This window comes from Kitasatospora paranensis (assembly GCF_039544005.1).
In the GTDB taxonomy this organism is placed as follows: domain Bacteria; phylum Actinomycetota; class Actinomycetes; order Streptomycetales; family Streptomycetaceae; genus Kitasatospora; species Kitasatospora paranensis.
On sequence record NZ_BAABKV010000001.1, the window covers coordinates 4,060,765 to 4,080,196 of the forward strand.

13 protein-coding genes and 3 pseudogenes are annotated in these 19,432 nt (G+C 72.8%); 3 read left to right on the top strand and 13 right to left on the bottom strand.

The window, feature by feature from the left end; translation table 11 throughout:
* Window positions 1–36: 36 nt before the first annotated feature.
* Window positions 37–2,919, bottom strand: coding sequence for a type I DNA topoisomerase (topA, locus tag ABEB13_RS19525; protein WP_345706528.1), 2,883 nt, complete (start codon window positions 2,917–2,919; stop codon window positions 37–39).
* A gap of 399 nt (window positions 2,920–3,318) precedes the next feature.
* Window positions 3,319–3,831 carry a hypothetical protein gene (locus tag ABEB13_RS19530; RefSeq protein WP_345706529.1) on the bottom strand — a complete coding sequence of 171 codons (513 nt, stop codon included), beginning with the start codon at window positions 3,829–3,831 and terminating at the stop codon, window positions 3,319–3,321.
* Between the two features lie 369 nt (window positions 3,832–4,200).
* Between ABEB13_RS19530 and ABEB13_RS19535 the strand changes: the two genes are divergently transcribed.
* Complete coding sequence (locus ABEB13_RS19535; protein WP_345706530.1) at window positions 4,201–4,830, top strand: hypothetical protein; 630 nt, start codon at window positions 4,201–4,203, stop codon at window positions 4,828–4,830.
* 42 nt (window positions 4,831–4,872) lie between these two features.
* Here the strand turns inward: ABEB13_RS19535 and ABEB13_RS19540 are convergent, their stop codons facing one another.
* The 4 genes from ABEB13_RS19540 to bldG form a co-directional block, all read right to left on the bottom strand.
* Window positions 4,873–6,408, bottom strand: coding sequence for a DUF7059 domain-containing protein (locus tag ABEB13_RS19540; RefSeq protein WP_345706531.1), 1,536 nt, complete (start codon window positions 6,406–6,408; stop codon window positions 4,873–4,875).
* 123 nt (window positions 6,409–6,531) lie between these two features.
* Window positions 6,532–7,290: a hypothetical protein gene (locus ABEB13_RS19545; RefSeq protein WP_345706532.1), complete on the bottom strand. Its 759-nt coding sequence runs from the start codon at window positions 7,288–7,290 to the stop codon at window positions 6,532–6,534.
* Window positions 7,291–7,743: 453 nt separating this feature from the next.
* The gene (locus ABEB13_RS19550) at window positions 7,744–8,163 is read right to left on the bottom strand and encodes an ATP-binding protein (protein WP_100889509.1); all 420 of its coding nucleotides are present in this window, start codon (window positions 8,161–8,163) and stop codon (window positions 7,744–7,746) included.
* 139 nt (window positions 8,164–8,302) lie between these two features.
* The gene (bldG, locus tag ABEB13_RS19555) at window positions 8,303–8,644 is read right to left on the bottom strand and encodes an anti-sigma factor antagonist BldG (protein WP_345706533.1); all 342 of its coding nucleotides are present in this window, start codon (window positions 8,642–8,644) and stop codon (window positions 8,303–8,305) included.
* Window positions 8,645–8,861: 217 nt separating this feature from the next.
* Between bldG and ABEB13_RS19560 the strand changes: the two are divergent.
* Window positions 8,862–11,323: pseudogene (locus ABEB13_RS19560) on the top strand (DEAD/DEAH box helicase).
* 131 nt (window positions 11,324–11,454) lie between these two features.
* Here ABEB13_RS19560 and ABEB13_RS19565 read toward each other — a convergent pair.
* From ABEB13_RS19565 to ssd, 7 genes and pseudogenes are all read right to left on the bottom strand, one after another.
* Window positions 11,455–11,817, bottom strand: a pseudogene (locus tag ABEB13_RS19565) (Rv3654c family TadE-like protein); the annotation flags it as partial.
* Window positions 11,818–11,857: 40 nt separating this feature from the next.
* Window positions 11,858–12,247: pseudogene (locus ABEB13_RS19570) on the bottom strand (TadE family type IV pilus minor pilin); the annotation flags it as partial.
* The gene (locus ABEB13_RS19575) at window positions 12,237–12,428 is read right to left on the bottom strand and encodes a DUF4244 domain-containing protein (protein WP_345709735.1); all 192 of its coding nucleotides are present in this window, start codon (window positions 12,426–12,428) and stop codon (window positions 12,237–12,239) included. The pseudogene ABEB13_RS19570 and the gene ABEB13_RS19575, both read right to left, overlap by 11 nt.
* 201 nt (window positions 12,429–12,629) lie before the next feature.
* Window positions 12,630–13,166: a type II secretion system F family protein gene (locus ABEB13_RS19580; protein WP_345706534.1), complete on the bottom strand. Its 537-nt coding sequence runs from the start codon at window positions 13,164–13,166 to the stop codon at window positions 12,630–12,632.
* Window positions 13,167–13,696: 530 nt separating this feature from the next.
* The gene (locus tag ABEB13_RS19585) at window positions 13,697–14,569 is read right to left on the bottom strand and encodes a type II secretion system F family protein (RefSeq protein ID WP_345706535.1); all 873 of its coding nucleotides are present in this window, start codon (window positions 14,567–14,569) and stop codon (window positions 13,697–13,699) included.
* A gap of 489 nt (window positions 14,570–15,058) precedes the next feature.
* Window positions 15,059–16,249, bottom strand: a complete 1,191-nt coding sequence (locus tag ABEB13_RS19590; RefSeq protein ID WP_345706536.1) for a TadA family conjugal transfer-associated ATPase — start codon at window positions 16,247–16,249, stop codon at window positions 15,059–15,061.
* A 197-nt stretch (window positions 16,250–16,446) separates the two neighbouring features.
* Window positions 16,447–17,562, bottom strand: coding sequence for a septum site-determining protein Ssd (ssd, locus tag ABEB13_RS19595; protein ID WP_345706537.1), 1,116 nt, complete (start codon window positions 17,560–17,562; stop codon window positions 16,447–16,449).
* Between the two features lie 937 nt (window positions 17,563–18,499).
* Here ssd and ABEB13_RS19600 point away from each other — a divergent pair.
* Window positions 18,500–19,318: an HAD family hydrolase gene (locus ABEB13_RS19600; protein ID WP_345709736.1), complete on the top strand. Its 819-nt coding sequence runs from the start codon at window positions 18,500–18,502 to the stop codon at window positions 19,316–19,318.
* The last annotated feature ends 114 nt before the right edge of the window (window positions 19,319–19,432 follow it).

Below are 19,432 nucleotides of genomic sequence, written 5' to 3' on the forward strand. Positions count from 1 at the left end.
ACCCGGTGGGTGCGGCCCCGTCGGAACGTGTCCGGCTCAGCCCTCGTCGGAGGAGGCCGCGGCCTTCTTGGCCACGGTCTTCTTCACCGTGGTCTTCTTCGCGGCGGCGGTCTTCGTCGCCGTCGTGGTGGTCTTGGCGGCCGTCTTCGCCGCGGCCGTCTTCTTGGCGACGGTCTTCTTGGCCACCGTCTTCTTCGCCGCGGCCTTCTTCGCGGGCGCCTTCTTCGCCGTCTTCTTCACCGGTCCGCGGGCGCGCTTCTCGGCGAGCAGCTCGTAGGCGCGCTCCGGGGTGAGGGTCTCGACGTCGTCGTCCTTGCGGAGCGTCGCGTTGGTCTCGCCGTCGGTGACGTAGGCGCCGAAGCGGCCGTCCTTCACCACGACCGGCTTCTCACTGACCGGGTCGGTGCCCAGCTCCTTGAGCGGGGCGGCGGCGGCCGCCCGGCCGCGCTGCTTGGGCTGGGCGTAGATCGCCAGCGCCTCGTCCAGGGTGATGGTGAACAGCTGGTCCTCGGCGGTCAGCGACCGCGAGTCGGTGCCGCGCTTGAGGTACGGGCCGTAGCGGCCGTTCTGCGCGGTGATCTCGTTGCCCTCGGGGTCGGTGCCGACCACCCGCGGCAGCGAGAGCAGGCGCAGCGCGTCCTCCAGCGTGACGGTGTCCAGCGCCATCGACTGGAAGAGCGAGGCCGTCCGCGGCTTGACCGCGTTCTTGCCGGTCTTCGGGGTGCCCTCGGGCAGCACCTCGGTGACGTACGGGCCGTACCGGCCGTCCTTGGCGATCAGCGGGTGGCCGCTCTGCGGGTCGGTGCCGAGCACGATCTCGCCGCTGGGCTTGGCGAGGAGCTCCTCGGCGAGCTCGACGGTGAGCTCGTCCGGCGGCATCTCGTCGGGCACGTCGGCGCGCTGGCCGGGCTCGCCCTCGACGGCGGAGGCCTTCTCCACGTACGGGCCGTAGCGGCCCACCCGCAGGGTGATCTCGTCGCTCAGCGGGAAGGAGCTGATCTCCCGCGCGTCGATGGCGCCGAGGTCGGTGACGAGCTCCTTGAGGCCGCCGAGGTGGTCGCCGTCGCCGTTGCCGGCCTCGGCGGCGCTGCCCGCGACGGCCGCGCCCCCGCCCTCGCCGAAGTAGAAGCGCTTGAGCCACGGCACGGACTCGGCCTGGCCGGCCGCGATCCGGTCGAGGTCGTCCTCCATCTTCGCGGTGAAGTCGTAGTCGACGAGCCGGCCGAAGTGCTTCTCCAGCAGGTTGACCACGGCGAAGGACAGGAAGGACGGGACGAGCGCGGTGCCCTTCTTGAAGACGTACTTGCGCGCGATGATCGTGTCGATGATCGACGCGTAGGTGGACGGGCGGCCGATCTCCCGCTCCTCCAGCTCCTTGACCAGCGAGGCCTCGGTGTAGCGCGCCGGGGGCTTGGTGGAGTGGCCCTCGGCGGAGAGCCGGTCGGCGGCCAGCGGGTCGCCCTGGGCCACCTGCGGAAGGCGGCGCTCGCGGTCGTCGAGCTCGGCGTTGGGGTCGTCCGCGCCCTCGACGTAGGCCTTGAGGAAGCCGTGGAAGGTGATGATCTTGCCGGAGGCGGAGAACTCGGTGTCCCGGTTGTCGGCGGCCCGGCCGCCGACCCTGACCGTCACCGACTGGCCGACCGCGTCCTTCATCTGGGAGGCGACGGTGCGCATCCAGATGAGCTCGTACAGCCGGAAGTCGTCGCCCGCCAGGCCGGTCTCGGCCGGGGTGCGGAAGCGGTCGCCCGAGGGACGGATCGCCTCGTGCGCCTCCTGGGCGTTCTTCACCTTGGAGGCGTAGACGCGCGGCGCGTCCGGCAGGTAGTCGGCCCCGTACAGCTGGGTGACCTGGGCACGGGCGGCCGTCACCGCGGTCTCCGACAGCGTGGTGGAGTCCGTACGCATATAGGTGATGAAGCCGTTCTCGTACAGCTTCTGGGCCACCTGCATCGTCCGCTTCGCACCGAAGCCCAGCTTGCGGCTGGCCTCCTGCTGGAGCGTGGTGGTGCGGAACGGCGCGTACGGCGAACGGCGGTACGGCTTGGACTCGACGCTGCGGACGGCGAACGACGTCTGCTCCAGCGCCGCGGCCAGCGCGCGGGCGGCCTGCTCGTCGAGGTGGACCGTGTTCGCGGCCATGCCGGTGTCGCGCAGCCGGCCGTCCGGACCGAAGTCGCGGCCGGTGGCGACCCGCTTGCCGTCGACGGAGACCAGCCGGGCGCCGAAGTTCTCCGGGTTGGCCGCGTCGGCCGCGGTGCGGCCGGTCGAGAAGGTGCCGATCAAGTCCCAGTAGTGGGCGCTGGTGAACGCCATCCGCTCGCGCTCGCGCTCCACCACCAGGCGGGTCGCCACGGACTGCACCCGGCCCGCCGAGAGCTTCGGCATGACCTTCTTCCACAGGACCGGCGAGACCTCGTAGCCGTAGAGGCGGTCGAGGATGCGGCGGGTCTCCTGGGCGTCGACCAGGCGCTGGTTCAGGTCGCGCGGGTTGCGGACGGCCTCCTGGATGGCGTCCTTGGTGATCTCGTGGAACACCATCCGGTGCACCGGGACCTTCGGCTTCAGCACCTGCTGCAGGTGCCAGGCGATGGCCTCGCCCTCGCGGTCCTCATCGGTGGCGAGGAAGAGTTCGTCGGACTCCTTGAGGAGCGACTTCAACTTGGTGACCTGCGACTTCTTGTCGGCGTTCACCACGTAGATCGGTGCGAAGTCGTGGTCGACGTCGACACCCAGCCGGCGGACCTCACCGGTGTACTCGTCGGGTACCTCGGCGGCGGTGCCGGGCAGGTCGCGGATGTGCCCGACGCTGGCCTCGACGATGTAGCCGGGGCCCAGGTAGCCCTTGATCGTCTTCGCCTTGGCCGGCGACTCGACAATGACGAGTCGCTTGCCGTGCGCGGTCTCGCTGCTCGGGGACACCTTCGCTCTTCTCTCCCGGTCGTTACGTCTGCTGGCGGCACGGGCAGCGGGGGAGGCACTCCACCCGGCATCCGCCGTCGGAGGCCGCCGCTGCGCGACGTTCCCCCAGCGGAGTGTGACCGTACCCTGGCCACCCTTGTCAAACGGACGGATCCAGCTTTTTCACCGGAGAGGCCGACCGCCGCCACTCGAACGGTAACCCGACGACACGCCCGCGCGCCCCGCGGAGGGGGTCGACAAGGCCCTCGGCGGCCTGATCCGGGCGGGTCACGGCCGACACACGAACGGTCGTGCGGGGCGGCGGGGGGTGGGCGGTGGCGGGTGAGGATGCGACGGTGCGGGCGGCCGATGGCGAGTGTCGGAGCTCGGGAGATCCGGGGCCCACCGGCCCGCGGGTGATCAGTCGGACAGGACCGCTGTCAGCAGGGTCAGGCCGCCGGCCAGGGCCGTGGTGCCCAGCAGGGCCCAGAAGACGTCGCTCAGCAGGGTGGGCAGCAGCTCGGTACCGGCGAGGACGACCCGGCTGGGACGTCGGGCGTCGTACATGACCTGGACGACCGTGCCGGGCACCAGGCGCGACGGGCGCCGCAGCGGGGTCGATCCGCGCGGGCGCGCCAGGACCGGCTCGACCCGCCCGGAACGCATGTCACAGGCGGCCGGGGAATGCACGGGCACCAGCTCGACGGCCGGCGCAGGGATGTAGGAGAGCAGCGGCGCACTGTCCAGCTCGCCGAAGGTGTCCCCGTAGGGCTCCCCGTACGGGTCGCCGTCCGCCACCACGCGGGCGGTCGCGGGTATCCCGAACCGGCGCAGGTGGTGGCGAAGGCGCAACTCGGCGGCGCACCAGAGCAGCAACGCGCCGCCGAAGAGCGCCAGGACCCCGCCTGCCGCCACCGCCGTCGGTGTCTCCACCCGTCCCACCCCTCTCCACCTGTCCACAGGCTGTGGACGGGAGCGTGACAGGCGGCGGACAACCCTGGACTGACGTTCGACGTACGACGGGAAACTTCCGGGAGACGGGGAGGTGAACGAGCCCGGGCCCGAGCGCCCACACCCGGCCCGGTCACGGCCCGGCCGCCTGCGTAACGGCTCCGCGTGCGGTGTCACAGGCCTGCTACGGGAGCCCCCACGCCCTGCCGCACGGCGGTACACCGGTAGTGCACACGGTGCGCACAGCCCGGCGCATCGCGTGTCCGCCGCACCGCGCAGCGGGTGGCGTCCGCCGCCTCGGCGCCCGCGAAGCACCAGATCGCACCACCGATGTCCCGGGGGGACCACACCATGTCCGCACACCGCCTGCTCGCCGTCAGCGCGCTGCTCGCCACGACCACGCTCGCGCTCACCGCCTGCGACCCGACCGGCACGAGCGCCGACGCTCCGGCCGCGAACGCCTCCACCGCCGCCACGGCCTCGACGTCCACCGGGGCCCGGCCGACCGGCGCCGGCACGGCCGGCGCCACGCCCACCGGCAAGAGCACCACGAAGCCCACCGCGAGCCGCAGCGCCGGCGCCAAGCCGAGCGGGAAGGCCACGCCGACCGCCGACTGCACCGCCGCCGCCCAGAAGGCCGGCCACAAGGTCATCAACGTCTCCGCCGCCACCGCGACCCAGGTCACGGCCACCCCGACCCGCTTCGTCTGCGGGCCGACCGTCGACGACGACGGCTACTACCAGCCGACCGGTGCCGCCGTCTCCTACACCTTCGCGGCCGGCGCCGGCGCCGAACTCTTCGTGATGACCGAGGGCATGGGCCCGAAGAGCGTCACCCTCGCCCAGTTCGCGACGCACGCGGGCGCCTGCGCCCACCAGCAGCCCGTCCCCGAGCCGTACTCCTGCTTCGGCGGCAACTACGACATCACGGTGGACGCCGCAGGCCACATCACCAAGATCAGCGAGCTCTACCACCCGTAGTCCGGGGGCCGGGGGCCGGGGGCCGCCGCGGGCCCGGCCGTCTCAGTCCACCAGCGGCTCGATGAACCCCTGCTCCGTCAGCAGGCGCAAGGAGTCCGGCACCCGGTCGCGGAGCACCACACGCTCCTCGCCCAGCAGGTGCGCGATCGCGTCCACGATCTCGCCCGCGGCCAGCGTGCCGTCGCAGGCGCCCACGAAGCCGGCACCGACCGTGTCCACCTTCGTCGCCCGTCGCATGCCACGGTTGTGACGCAGGATCACGTGCTCGGGATCCTCCGCACCCGGTGCGCCGACCTGCTCCTGGACGACCTCGTCGACCAGCCGGAACCGGGACGCCAGCAGGGCGGCGTCGTCGTGCCCCCGGAGGAAGTCCTGCCGGGCGAACCATTCGTCGATGTGCGGACCGAGCGGCTGCTCCACCGGGTGCGGCCACTCCTCGATCCGCACGGTCGGCTCGGCCGCGCCGCCGGCCCGGAGGGTGATCCAGCCGAACCCCACGCCCTCGACCCCGGCCTCCTCGAAGGCGTCCAGCCACTCGCCGTACCGGGCACGGTAGTCGGCGCCCCGCCCGAGGTGGTCGCCGCCGTCGCGCAGCCACAGCTCGGCGTACTCGGCGACGTCCTGCACCTGCCGCTGGACGACCCAGGCGTCCAGCCCCGTCCCGGCCACCCAGCCGGCCAGCCGGTCGTGCCAGTCCTCGCCCTTGACGTGCTGCCAGTTGGCCAGCAGCTGGCAGTATCCGCCGGGCTGGAGGTGCGCGGCGGCACCGCGGACCAGGCTGCGGCAGAGGTCGTCGCCGGCCATCCCGCCGTCCCGGTACACGAACCGGCTGCCGGGCGAGATGACGAACGGCGGGTTCGACACGATCAGGTCGAACTTCCGGTCCGCCACGGGCTCGAAGAGGCTCCCCTGCTCGGTCGTCGTGTGGTCGAAGCCCGAGAGGGCCAGTGTGAGCCGGCTGAAGTGCAGCGCCCGCGGGTTGAGGTCCGTCGCGGTCACCTGCTGAGCGTGCCGCGCTGCGTGCAGCGCCTGCACGCCCGAACCGGCACCGAGGTCCAACGCGCTCCGGACAGGCCGTCGCACCGCCAGATTGGCCAGCGTCGTGGACGCGCCGCCCACACCGAGCACCAGGTCCCGTCGGGCCACTCCGCCCGAGGACTCCCCGGCGCCGATACCGCCGGCGCCGCCGACGGCACACCCCAGGTCAGAGACCACCCACGCGTCCGCACTCGGCAACCCGGCGACCTCGTTGGCGTACGGCCGGACGTCGACCGTGGCGCGGACCTCGTCACCGTCCCGGGTCAGCCAGCCGTCCGCCAGGCAGTCCGCCACCGGCAGCGCCGCCGCAGCCGCCTCGAACCGGACGGGCTGCTGGAGCAGGAAGAGCCGGACGAGCGTCTCCAGCGGGCTCCCGCCGCCCGTGGCCCGCAGCGCCGGCACCGTCTCGCTCCGGGCGAGGGCCGCGTACGCGGTCGGGCCCAGCAGGTCGAGGCAGCCGTCGGCGGTGTACTGGGCGGCGAGCAGCGCCTCGCGCAACCGGGCGAGGCGGGCGGGTTCTGGGGCAGGGCTGTTGGTCACCCAGCCATTGTCCCCCGGACGGCCGCCGCATCAGCGCAGCCGCGAACGGGTGCGGGCAGGCGCCGGAGTGGACGAGGGTTGGGGTGTGCGGGGGCGGGGTGGATGGGGCCGGAGTGGGGATGGTCAGCCGGTCGAGGCGCTGGGGTCGGCGGTACCGGAGGCCGACGCCCCCTTCGAGGACGACTGGCCCGTGCCCGGCGCCGATGCCTTGCCGGACTGGGCGGCCTTGGAGGCGGATGCGCTCGAACCGCCCGAGGGAGCGGCGCCACCGGACGGGGAGACATCCGGGGACGGCGCGTCGGTCGCGGCCGGCAGCGGCACAGCGTTGGCCTTGCAACCGGCCTGACGCTTCACGGCATCACCCACCTGACCGGTCTGGAGCCGGTTCAGGCCCTCGGTGGACAGCTGGGCCAACTGCTGGACCTGATCCCCGACGCTTCGGAGTCCGTCGGCGAACTTCGCCTGGTCCATCGTGGCCAGGGCGTTCAGCTTCTTCTGGACGTCGAGGTACCCCTGCGAGGCCTTGCGCAGCTCGTCCACGGCCTGCTTCTCCGCCGTGGCGCCGTCGTCGGACTTGGGCGCTCCTGCCTTGTCCACCGCGTCCGCAAGACCCTGGTTGGCCTTCGCGAGGGCGGCGAGGTCCCCCGAAAGCCTCTTCTGGAGGTCGGCCGGCGCCTCCCCCGGGATCACCTTGGCCGTGTCGGCGAGCGCGACCCGCGACTGCGTTATCGGGTCCTTGGCCGCCTCGCAGACACCCTTGGCCCACGAGTCCAGTGCCGCGCTGTTGTCGCTGCTGCAGGCGACGGTGCCGAAGGCGAGCAGGGCCCCGAGCGCGGGGACGGTCAGCAGTCGCTTCTTCACCGGGTGGGCCCTTTCGGTCATGGACTTCGAGCTGCGAACCTACACGGCGGCCCGCCCCGGCCGCAGACACGCCCCATGAAGCAGCCCATGAAGCGGCCCGTGCAGTGGCCCGTGAAGTGGCCCGCCACCAGGCACTTAGTCCCCGGGGAAAGGGGCACGCGGGGAGGGCACAGGAGGGCGACCGCGACGGTCGCAACAGTGACCGGACAGGACCGAGGCGCCGCAGGCGAGTGGCGCAGCAGCGCGACACGGGTCGACCGCGAGAGGCGACCGGCGGGCAAGCCGGATCAGCGGCCGTGCGGGCCGTCGTGCGCAGCGCAGCGGGGAGGTTCGGGGGCAGCAGGACGTGTGCCGCCTTCGGCCCAGCGGGGTGGTGGAGGCCGGGCCGACATGCCCGACCTGTCCGAAGTATTCGAGCGCCGGGCCAGGCAGTGGGGGCTGGGGACATCCCCGGGCAGGACGGCGTTTCGGCCGTCAGACCGCGACCGGGGCGGAGGAGACGGGCCAGCTCATGCGGATGAGCCCGCCCTCGTTGCCGTTGCTGACCTCGACGTCCTCGACCAGGCCGGTGATGACGGCGAGCCCCAGAGCGTCGTCGTCCCGGTCGGACCCTTCGGCCGCGGCCGAGGCGGACAGCGGGATCGGGCCGGCCTCGTCGGCGACCTCGATGAGGAAACGCTTCTCCTGCTCGATGAGCGCGACGCGGATCGCCCCCTGGGCGTCACCGCGCTGGTGCAGGCCGACGGCGCGAGAGCATGCCTCACCCACGGCGAGGCGCACCTCGTCGAGCACCGACTCCTCGACGCCTGCCCGTCTTGCGACAGCAGCGGCTACCAGCCGGGCCGTGCGCACGTGCTCGGGAAGCGCGCTGAATCGAAGTTCGACGGTTGCCATTCCTCCCCTCCGGGGTTACTCCCTCACAGCCCTGACGGCCCTGACAGCCATGCCGCCGGGCGGCAGGCAGAAGTGCGGAACCGGATCGGCCCCCGCACCGGCGGAGCCTCGAAGGCCCCGCCGGTGCAGCGGACGACGGTCAGTCGGTGGCGGCGACGGCGTCGTCCACCGAGGTGTGGATCGGGAACACCTTGGTCAGACCGGTGATCCGGAAGATCTTCAGAATGCGCTCCTGGTTGCAGACCAGGCGCAGCGAACCCTCGTGCGCACGGACCCTCTTGAGCCCGCCCACCAGCACACCGAGACCGGTGGAGTCGAGGAAGTCAACGCCCTCCATGTCGACGACGAGGTGGTAGTTGCCGTCGTTGACGAGCTCGACCAACTGCTCGCGCAGCTTGGGGGCGGTGTACACATCGATCTCGCCGCCGACTTCGACGACCGTGCGATCGCCAACCGTACGGGTCGGCAGGGACAGGTCCACGGAACCTCCAGCACCTTGCCTTGCTACGTCATTGCGATCCTCGGCCGGGTGGCCGCCACCGCGTGGTCGCAGGCCGGGCGAGGCAAGCCGTGCACGTGGGCGTCGGCGTGCGTCCCTCGGCCATGCGGCCGTCACGGGCTCATTCAACCACCTGCGAGCATGCCCGCACGATGGCTTGCGGCGATTCTCCGTCACGCCGGTGACACACTGGGTCCCCATGCCGCCCCGTCACAGCTCGCCCGAGGCCCTGCTAGAGACCCTGTCCGCCAACCGGGGCCGGTCGGACCGCCTCACCCATACGGAGCATCTGCCCGCGCGTCCCGCCCGGCATGCCTCCTGGCCGGAAGCAATCCGTCCGGAAATCCGGGAGGCCGCCCGAGGCCTCGGAGTGAGCGAGCCGTGGGCCCACCAGGCCGAGGCGATGGAACTCGCGAAGGCAGGACGCTCCGTGGTGATCGCTACGGGCACTGCCTCCGGGAAGTCCCTCGGCTACCTCGCCCCGGTGCTCAGCGATCTGCTGGACGGGACGGAGGCACCGAACGGCCGCGGCGCGACAGCCCTCTACCTCGCCCCGACCAAGGCGCTCGCCGCCGACCAACGTCGACGTGCCGCCGAACTGGTGCCGCCGCGGGTCCGAGTCGCCCTGTACGACGGCGACACTCCCGGGGAGGAGCGCGAGTGGGTCCGCCAGTACGCCTCTTACGTGCTCACCAACCCCGACATGCTGCACCGGGGCATCCTGCCGTCCCACCCTCGCTGGTCCACCTTCCTCAAGACACTGCGGTACGTGGTCGTCGACGAATGCCACAGTTACCGCGGCGTGTTCGGCTCCCACGTCGCCCAAGTGCTGCGTCGGCTGCGCCGGCTGTGTGCCCGGTACGGGTCCACGCCCACCTTCCTGCTGGCGTCGGCGACCACCGCCGAGCCCGCGGCGACAGCCGAACGGTTGACCGGGCTGCCCGCCGTGGCCGTCACGGAGGACAGTTCTCCGCGCGGTCCACTGGTGTTCGCCCTCTGGGAGCCACCACTGACGGAGCACGTCGGCGAGCAGGGCGCCCCCGTACGCCGGACTGCCACTGCCGAGGCCGGGTACCTGTTGACCGACCTCGTCGAATCCGGGACCCGGACGGTCGCGTTCGTCCGCTCACGCCGTGCTGCCGAACTCGTGGCCCTTCAGGCGCAGGATCTGCTCGGCACCCCGCTCTCGGGCCGGGTCGCCGCATACCGCGGCGGCTATCTCGCTGAGGAACGCCGGGCGCTGGAACGCGACCTGCAGTCCGGCCGGCTACTGGGTCTCGCCTCCACCTCCGCTCTCGAACTCGGCGTCGACGTGTCCGGGCTCGACGCCGTCCTGATGGCGGGCTACCCCGGTACCCGGGCCTCGCTGTGGCAGCAGGCGGGCCGGGCCGGCCGCGAGGCCCAGGGGGCACTGGCCGTCCTGATCGCTCGCGACGACCCGCTGGACACGTATCTGGTGCACCACCCGGAGGCCCTGTTCAGGACACCGGTCGAGGCCACGGTGCTCGACCCCGACAACCCGCACGTACTGGCACCTCACCTCTGCGCAGCCGCGGCCGAACTGCCGATCACCGATGCCGACATCGAGCTGTTCGGACCGTCGACGCAGCCGCTCCTGCCCGCGCTGGAGCGTCGGGGGCTGTTGCGACGCCGCTCCGACGGCTCCTGGTACTGGACCCGCAGGGAACGGGCGGCCGACCGGGTGGACCTGCGGGGCAGCGGCGGCAGTCCCGTACAGATCGTCGAAGCGCTCACGGGCCGGCTGCTCGGCACCGTCGATGCCGCCGCCGCGCACACCACGGTGCACACCGGGGCCGTCCACATCCACCAGGGCCGCAGCTACCTAGTGCAGGATCTCGACCTGGAGACCTCGGTTGCGCTGGTCGAGGCTGCTGACCCGCCGTACACGACGGCCGCCCGTGACATCACCTCCATCTCCGTGCTGTCCACGGACACCACGGTGGACTGGGGGAGGCCCGGCTCAGCTTCGGCGCGGTCGAGGTGGTCAACCAGGTGGTCGGGTACCTGCGCAAGCGGATCTCCACCGGCGAGATCCTCGGCGAGACCAAACTGGACCTCCCGCCCCGCACACTACGGACTCGGGCCGTCTGGTGGTCGGTGACGGAGGACCAACTCTTCGACGCCGAGATCCCGTTCGACCAGCTGCCCGGCGCCGCCCACGCCGCCGAGCACGCCTCGATCGGCCTGCTCCCCCTGTTCGCCACCTGCGACCGATGGGACATCGGCGGCGTCTCGGTACCGCTCCATCCGGATACCGGTCTGCCGACGGTCTTCGTGTACGACGGCCACTCGGGTGGCGCGGGCTTCGCCGAACGGGGATTCCGTCGGGCCGTCCAGTGGTTGACCGCAACCCGGGACGCCATCGCGGCCTGCGAGTGCGAACGGGGCTGCCCCTCCTGCGTCCAGTCCCCCAAGTGCGGCAACGGCAACGACCCGTTGGACAAGGCGGCGGCGGTACGACTGCTGGGAGCCCTGCTGGCCGGTGCACCGTCTGCCCGTGACGGCAGCGGCCACGACGGCAGTGGCAGTGACGGCGATGGCAGTGCCAGCACCTCGGACGACGGTGTGGGCGAACGCGAAGGCGAGGGCGGGCGCGGAGGCGAGGACGATGGCAGGGCCGGGCCGCGGACAACCGGCTGAACGAGGCTCCGTCCCAGCGGGCCGGGGTGGGCTGCGGCCGTCCCTTCGCCCGGCCCCAGGGCCCAGACCAGCCCTGCGCGGGCGCGGGCCCTTGCCGGGCCGAGAGCGAGCCGCACGGGCAACGGATCGATCGGCACCTCGACGGACACCTCCACGGTGTCCGCCGACCAGTCCGGCGAGCAGGACACCAGCGTGGCCTGCTGCGATGCCGCAACGTGCCCGGCCCGTCCGCATCCGCCGTCCGCGTCGATCAGTAGGCGGTCGGCCGCCGCCAGCGCGGCCAGGTCTGCGGCCGACTCCGCACGGTGGCGGGAGGCCACGACACTGCCCATCGCCAGGGCGGCTGCGAAGACCACGCAGCCGAGCAGACCGAGCGACAGCATCCAGATCGTCGCCGAACCTCGGTCCAGGGGTCGCGCCCTCCGGAGCAAAGCGTCCGGCACCGTGCTGCCGGAGCCCTCGACGTCGAGGTGCCCTGCCGTCACGACGGCCATGGGACACCCTCTCCCCCGGGCCGGCGACGTCCTCACGTGCGGCCACCGCCGAAGCGGTCAGCCGGACGGAAAGGACCGCACCGAGCCGGCCGGGGCCCGGGCACGGTGCCTCGACCGTCACTCGGACTTCTTCGGCCTCCTGCCGGATCCGGACGGTGGCACCCGGCGGTGCAGCAGCTTCTGCGATCGCAGCCGCGTCGACATCCCCGCGGGCGGCGGCTCTGGCACCGACGCGGGCCGCGTCCACGCAGCGGATCTGCGACCCGGCAGCCACCACGCCCCAGATCAGCAGCGCCATGAGCATCACGAGAGCCGGAAGGGCCACGGCCGTCTCGGCCGTCACCATCCCTGCGTCCCGATCGGCACCCGGCGGCCGACCGGGCGCAGGGGGTCGGGCACCCCGCGCCGCGCGACGGCGGTCAGACCACATGGAGAGCTCGGTCCAGCAGCTGTCCGATCGCCCCGGACACCACGTCGCTGGTGACCACGCGATAGAGGACTGCCGCGAACGCGCATGCCGCAATCGTGCCGATGGCGTACTCGGCGGTCGTCATTCCGGCGTCCGGCGGTCCGGCGATCCGCTGCCGAAGGAAGCCTGCGACGACGCAGATGCGCCGCCGACGCTTCGGCCGAACAGCCGGGGCGAGGCCGTCGGGGGTCTGCGGGGTGGGCGGAACGGGAAGACGGCGGCCGGTGCGGTGGACAGCGGGCAGGGACATCACACAACTCCTTGTGGCAGTTGGACGCGGGACTCGACGGGGAACAAGTGGGTGGGGCGGCCGGACCGCACGCTCAGGGGCCATGCCCTGCCGTCAGATCCGGTGCGAGTAGAGAGTGGTGAGACCCATCACCACGGGGATCACGCCGATCAGGACGAACGCCGGGAGGAAGCAGAGCCCGAGGGGCGCGGTGGCCAGGACGCCGGCCCGTCGCACTCTGGCGTGGGCGGCTCGGCCGGCAGCGGCGCGCTGGGTCTGCGCCAGACCGCTCAGAACAGTGGCCGGCGGTGCACCGCTCAGACTCGTTCGCACCAGGCAGCGCGCGAGCGGGGCCAGCGCCGGGCATTCGATCCCGAGCCGATCCCAGCAGAGCTCCGGCGGGGCGCCGAGCGACAGCTGGGAAGCCGTGACGCCAAGGCGCTCCCGCATCGGCGACTCGACACTCCGGGCGACCGCCGCCACGGCCACTCCCGGAGAGGTCGACGACGCCAGGCAAGCGGCCAGGAGTTCCGCCGCCAGCGGCAGCTGCCGGAGCAGCCTGCCGTGCTCCGCCTCCGCCAGCCGGGACTCCCGGGTCGGCACCTTCGGCAGCCACCGGTACGCGGCCGCAGCGGATACCGCGCCGGCCACCAGGCCGACCGCGCCACCGAGAAGGGCTGCTGTGGCAAGGCCGACCGACAGCGGCAGCAGCCAGCGTCGTGCAGGCGCCCTGGCGGCCGAGGTACCCGAGGCGGTTCGTCTGTCCCGGCGGGGCCCGGAATGGGCTCGACCCTCCCCTGCCATTCCCGGGCTCACCGGGCCGGGCCGAGACCCGCCGAGCGGCGCCGGGCCGGTTCGACGCCGGTCACGTCGCACCTGATCGTGCCGACTCGGGTGGCGGTCGGCCTGGTGGTCGCCGGCCGGGCGGGCGCTGACGTGGTGGGTGCCGCCGCGCTGAGTGCCGCGCCACGGGACCCGGCCCCGCTGGTCACCACTCCGCGGAGCGCTGCTCCGGTGAGTGCCTGCCCCGGGATGCCCGGTCCGGCCGGGGTTCGGTGCGGCAAGTCGTCGGCCGACCTTTCGCCGGGCGATCGCCCTGCGGAGCGGACCGGACGCGGCCGGATTACGGGTGGTCATTCCCATGGCCGCGGTGGCGGCGGCCAGGACGGCGCAAACGGTGTTCACCACAGCTCCTCTGCCAGGCCCTGATACGCCGGGTACCGTCCGCGCTCCGGTGGAGGGCGTCGGCCGGAGCCTCTCCGGGACACTCCGCAGGCGCCGCCCGGTGACGAGGTACTGCCGACCCTCTGCGGAACGGATCCGGCGCTGATTCGGCTCCGTTCGGGCGAGTCCTCGGCGGCACGGACGATCCGCGCCGTCCACGCCAGCCCGGAGACCTCCAGCAACGCACCCGCGGTAAGGCAGGCCAGGCCCGTCGGTGTGTGGAGCAGGACCGGCACCGGACGCGCGCCCAGGGCGGCTCCGAGTCCCAGACCGAACACGGGCAGCATCGCGAGCAGGGTGATGGTGGCGCGGGCACCGGCGAGCTCCCCTGCCACCTCCTCGGCCAGTGCGCGTTCCGCGCGAAGGGCGTCCGCGATCCGGTCGAGGCCGAGCACAAGGCCGGTGCCGCTGTCGGCGCTGACCTGCCAGCACGCGGCGACCGCTGCCCCGCCCGCCCCGCCCGGCATCTCGGCGACCAGCCTGAACGCCGCTGGAACGTCGGCGCCGTAGTGCACCGCCGCCAGCCGTGCGCCCGGCTCGCGACCGAGGGCCTGCCGGAGGGCCGGACTCCTGGTCAGGACGGTGTGCAGGGCGTACTCAGGTGTCGCGCCGCTGCGAAGTTCCGCAACCAGTCCAGCGCACAGGTCGATCACGGCGTCGGTGCGGCGACCGGCTTCGGCTGCTGTGCGGCGGCGCACTCGCAGCCGCCGCAGGGGCACGATCCCCACCGCGAGGAGGAGCCCCGGAATCACCGAGTCGGTGGCCCCGGTTGCCGCGAGGCCCGCCGGCAGGAGCAGCAGTTCGGGACATGCCCAGGGGGCGGTCGCCACCCTGTCAGGCGGCGGCGCACCCGGCCGAGCGGGCCGACTCTGCCCGCTCGGGTGGCCGGAGGGCAGACGCTGTGGGCCCGACGGGAGGACCGCACTCGGCCACGCACCGCGGCAAGAGGGAGGGCGAGAAGGAGGAGAAGGAGGACGGCGCCGCCCAGAATGACGGCTGTCGTGGCCCTGTCCGTGCTCATCATGGTCTCCGTCCGACGGCCGTGATTCCGGGTGTCGCAGTGCCGGATGGTCCGGCGCCGCCGGCCGCTCCGGCGGCGGATGCCGCGCTGTCGGGTGTCCCCCTGCCGGCTTCCCCGGCGCCGGGTGTCCTGGCTTCCGGCGTCCTGGCATCGGGTGTCCTGGCTCCGGCTGCCGAGCCCCGCGGTGGAGCGGCGTCTCGTGGCGGGATGCCGCGCACTGCCGAATCCAGCAGGCGCCAAGCCGTCGCGGCGACCGCGCAGAGCGCCAGCCCCCAGACCAGATCCATCTGGCGGATCGTCACAGGAGACTCCCGGGCAGGAAGACGCCGCGTTCCTCGCAGGCGCGTTGCAGGTTGGTCCAGCCCGGGCCGAGATCGCATGCGCCGTCCGCCCTGAACAGCACGGCCGGCAGCGTGTCGGCCAGGCCGTTGCCCCTGTCGACGACCGTGTGCAGTTCGGCGACGCGTCGTGCACCGTTCTGCGGGTCGCGGACGAGGTGGATGACCACATCCAGAGCTGCCCGCAGCTGGCTGTGCAGCAGGAAGCGGTCGAGCCCGGCGAGCGCGCCGAGGGCCTCCAACCTGACCGGGACATCGGCCGCCGCGTTCGCGTGGACGGTGCTGAAGCCACCTTCGTGCCCCGTGTTGAGGGCAGCGAGCAGGTCAACCACCTCGGCGCCCCTGACCTCCCCCACCACCAGGCGGTCCGGGCGCATCCGCAGGGCCTGGCGGACCAGATCGCGCAGGGTGAGCTCGCCCAGGCCCTCCTGGTTGGGCGGACGGCTCTGGAGCCGTACGACGTGCGGGTGGGCCGGGCGGAGTTCGGCCGAGTCCTCGGCGAGGACGATGCGTGCCCCCGGATCGACCAGGCCGAGCAGAGCGCACAACAAGGTCGTCTTGCCCGAACCCGTACCCCCGCTGATCAGCAGGGCGAGGCGGGCCTCGACGATCCGGGCCAGGAGGTCGGCACCGGCCCGGGGCAGCATCCGCCCTGCCACGAGCCCGTCCATGGTGAACGGGCGGGAGCGACTCGTCCGGAGGGAGATGTGGGTGCAGTTGCCGGCGATGGGCGGGATGACCGCGTGCAGCCGGGTGCCGTCGGGCAGTCGTGCGTCGACCCACGGCATGGCGTCGTCGAGACGACGGCCGGCCGCCGTGGCAAGGCGGTGGGCGAGGCGGCGGACGGCCTGGGCGTCCGGGAACCGCACTCCCTCGGCCCGCTCCAGACCCCCTCCGCGGTCGATCCAGACCTCGTCGGGCCCGTTGACCAGGACATCGGTGACGTCGGGGCGCATCAGCAGGCCGTCCAGCGGCCCCGCCCCGATGAGCTCCGCCTGGATCTGCCGGACGGTGTCGAGCACATCGCTCCCGCCGAGCGACGGATGGTGGGCCCGCAAAACGGCGGCGACCGACCCGGTGGTGGGCAGCGCCCCGGCCTCCGCCAGGTGCAGTCGAACGACGTCGAGCAGGGCGGCTGGGTACGACTGCACCTGGTCTCCCCTCGCAGCCCCGGACGATCCTGGCGGGCCGGCCTGCGCCTGACGGCCCCCGGACCGATCGTGCGGCGCCGGAGCTCCGCACGGTTGGACGGCCCTGGAGGGGCCGGTTGCCGACCCCATCGGCCTGCGTCGCAGGCCGATGCCCGACCCACCCGGATCGGTCTCTGTGCCCCTGCTCGGACGGCTCCTCACAGCGCCCCTCCCTCGGCGGCGGCCACGGGCGGCATGACCTCGTTGAGAAAGCTGCCGCAGAAGCGGGCGAGCGGTCCGTGCTCCCGGACGCCGGGCGGGGTGCCCCGCTCCACGTCCAGGTCGAGGCCCGGCTCGGCGGGGAGCTCGCCGGCGCACGGCAGCCGAAGATTGCGGGCGATCTCCGCACCGGACAATCCGATCGGCCCCGGCACGCGGACCACGGCCCGGAGATCGGACAACCGCATGCGGGCGGCCGCGGCCACCCGGCCGGTGGCCGCCAAGGCGCGGAGCTCGGCGGGAACCACCAGCAGGCAGGTGTCGATCTGCTCCAGCGCCTCGGCCGCCGCCGGGTCGATGTGCCGGGGCAGGTCGACCACCACCAGGCCGCCGCGCCGCCGGGCGGCTGCCAGCACGCTCCGCATCGCCTCGGGCGGGATCGTCAGGCAGTCGCTGCGATCCCAGGAGAGGGCATTGAGCCGGTGCAGCTCGGGGAGGGCCTTGGCCAGTTCGGCGCTGCTGAGGCGGCCGCGCGAGCCGGCCAGGTCGGGCCATCGCAGGCCGTCGGAGGTCTCACCGCCGAGCAGGACGTCGAGCCCGCCCCCGAGCGGGTCGGCGTCGACGAGCATCGTGCGATGGCCCTCCCGGGCGCCGGTGACCGCCAGCGCGCAAGCGAGCGTCGAGGCACCCGCTCCGCCGCGGCCGCCCAGCACCCCGACGGTGAGCGCCGGCGGACCGACGCCCTCGGCCGCGTCGGCAATACGGTCCAGCAGCCAGGCCTGGCAGTCGGGAAGGAAGATCACCTGCTCCGCCCCGAGGCGGACGGCCCGCACCCAGACCGCGCCGTCGTCCAGATCGAGGCCGAGCAGCAGCACGCCGGGCCGTCTCGCGAGCCCGCTGCAGCGTTCGGCGACGTCGTCCCCGACGAGCACGAGGGGCGCACTCTCCCAACGGCTCCGGGAGACGGCCCCCTCCCGGGTCAGTTGCGGCTCGACGCCCGCGGCCGCACAGATCCGCACGAGGTGTTCCGCCAGTTCGGTGTCCTCGGTGACGATCAGCGGCCCGGCCGACGCAGTGCTGTCGGCGGATTCGGAGTCGGTGGTCGGTGTCTGCATGACGGTCTCCCCCGCGTGGGCGTTGTCCGGTGCGGTGCCGACCGGTGCCCGGGCACGGACACGCGCCTCGGCGCCGATCGGAGGGCTGCTCGCAGGGCTCCCCGATGTCCGGGAAGTACGGCTGCCCGGGGACCACGTTGGGGCTTGGCGATCAATCCGTCTGCGCCCTGTCAAATCCTGTGGACAACTCGGGTATGTGGATAACTTCGTTCACTCGCCAGGGGGCAATGCATCGGAGAATTGACGCAGAGAGCCTCGGTCGGGCTATGAAGAAGGCGGGCGAACATCGATCAATCGATCACAAAGAGTGACGAAAATCCCGCGCGCGTTCGGACCCGCAAGCGATCGGCATCCCCCGGCAGGCCTCCGCTGCGCTCTCCGGCCCGACACGTCAACGGGCCCGCAGAACGGGCCCGGACATGCGACGACCCCCGCCGGGGGGAGAGCGGGGGTCGTCTATCCACGGCCCGACTCGGGGGGAGGAGCCGGACCGGGTTAGCACGGTCGCGAACGATCCGTGACTTCCATGGTGTACCCGAGCGGCCAGAAACACAAACCCGCACGGCCGGGAGTACGCCGAATGGCGGGGTCATTTGCCGGGCCCTCTATCCTCGGATCCCGTGGACACCACCGAGAACGCCGACTTCGTCGACCGTGGCCCCGAGGCCACGAACGGTACCGCCCCGAACGAGCCCCGGGCGACCCCCTCCGGGGAGTCCGCGGCGGCGTCCGACCAGCCGCCGGGCGCCGTGCCGGACACCGGCGCCGCGCCCCTCCCGAACGCCGTGCCCGAGGATCCTGCCGACGACGGGCAGCGAGCCCCCACGCCGACGACGCCGCCCCGGAGCAGGGCCCCGGAGCCGCCGCGGACTCCGATGCAGACGCGGACGCGGACGCAGGTTCGGACGCGGACGCAGAGTCCTCGCCGGAGTCCGCCCTGCGCCGCCCGTACGGCGTACCGCGCACCGCGGCGTTCTTCGACCTGGACAAGACGATCATCGCCAAGTCGAGTGCCCTGGCATTCAGCCGCCCGTTCTACCAGGGCGGCCTGATCAACCGTCGGGCGGTACTGAAGAGCGCCTACGCCCAGTTCGTCTTCCTCATCGGCGGCGCGGACCACGACCAGATGGAGAAGATGCGGCAGTACCTGTCGGCGCTGACCCGCGGCTGGAACGTGCAGCAGGTGCGGGAGATCGTGTCGGAGACGCTCCACGAGCTCATCGACCCGATCATCTACGACGAGGCCGCGTCGCTGATCGAACAGCACCATGCCGCCGGGCGCGATGTCGTGATCGTCAGCAGTTCCGGCTCCGAGGTGGTCGAGCCGATCGGCCGACTGCTGGGCGCCGACCACGTGATCGCCACCCGCCTGGAGGTCGCGGAAGGCCGCTACACGGGTGAGATCGAGTACTACGCCTACGCGGAGAACAAGGCCGCCGCGATCCGCGACCTGGCGGCCGTCGAGGGGTACAACCTCGCCGACTGCTATGCCTACAGCGACTCCTCGACGGACCTGCCCCTGCTGGAAGCCGTCGGCCATCCGTCGGCGGTCAACCCCGACCGTGCCCTGCGCAAGGAGGCGGCGGCCCGCGAGTGGCCCGTACTCGTCTTCAGCCGGCCGGTCGAACTCCGGCGCAGACTGCCCGAGTTCTCGACTCCGAGCCGCTCCGTACTGCTGGCGGTGGCGCTCGGGACGGCTGCCGTCACGGCCGGCCTGCTCTGGTACACGGCGCGACGCCGACGCCCGGAAAGCTGACGGACCACCCCGGATCGGGCCGGGCCGTCCGGCTTCCGCCACGCCGTTCACCGGCCCCGGAAGCCGGACAGAAACCGGACGGCGGAGCACACTGCCGCCGAATCGGACAATCGG

What these genes read in the sequence shown, in the direction of transcription:
- ABEB13_RS19550 (WP_100889509.1), bottom strand. Translation starts at nt 8,163, where the DNA reads ATGGCAACCGTCGAACTTCGATTCAGCGCGCTTCCCGAGCACGTGCGC.
- ABEB13_RS19545 (WP_345706532.1), bottom strand. Translation starts at nt 7,290, where the DNA reads ATGACCGAAAGGGCCCACCCGGTGAAGAAGCGACTGCTGACCGTCCCC.
- ssd (WP_345706537.1), bottom strand. Translation starts at nt 17,562, where the DNA reads ATGCAGACACCGACCACCGACTCCGAATCCGCCGACAGCACTGCGTCG.
- ABEB13_RS19535 (WP_345706530.1), top strand. Translation starts at nt 4,201, where the DNA reads ATGTCCGCACACCGCCTGCTCGCCGTCAGCGCGCTGCTCGCCACGACC.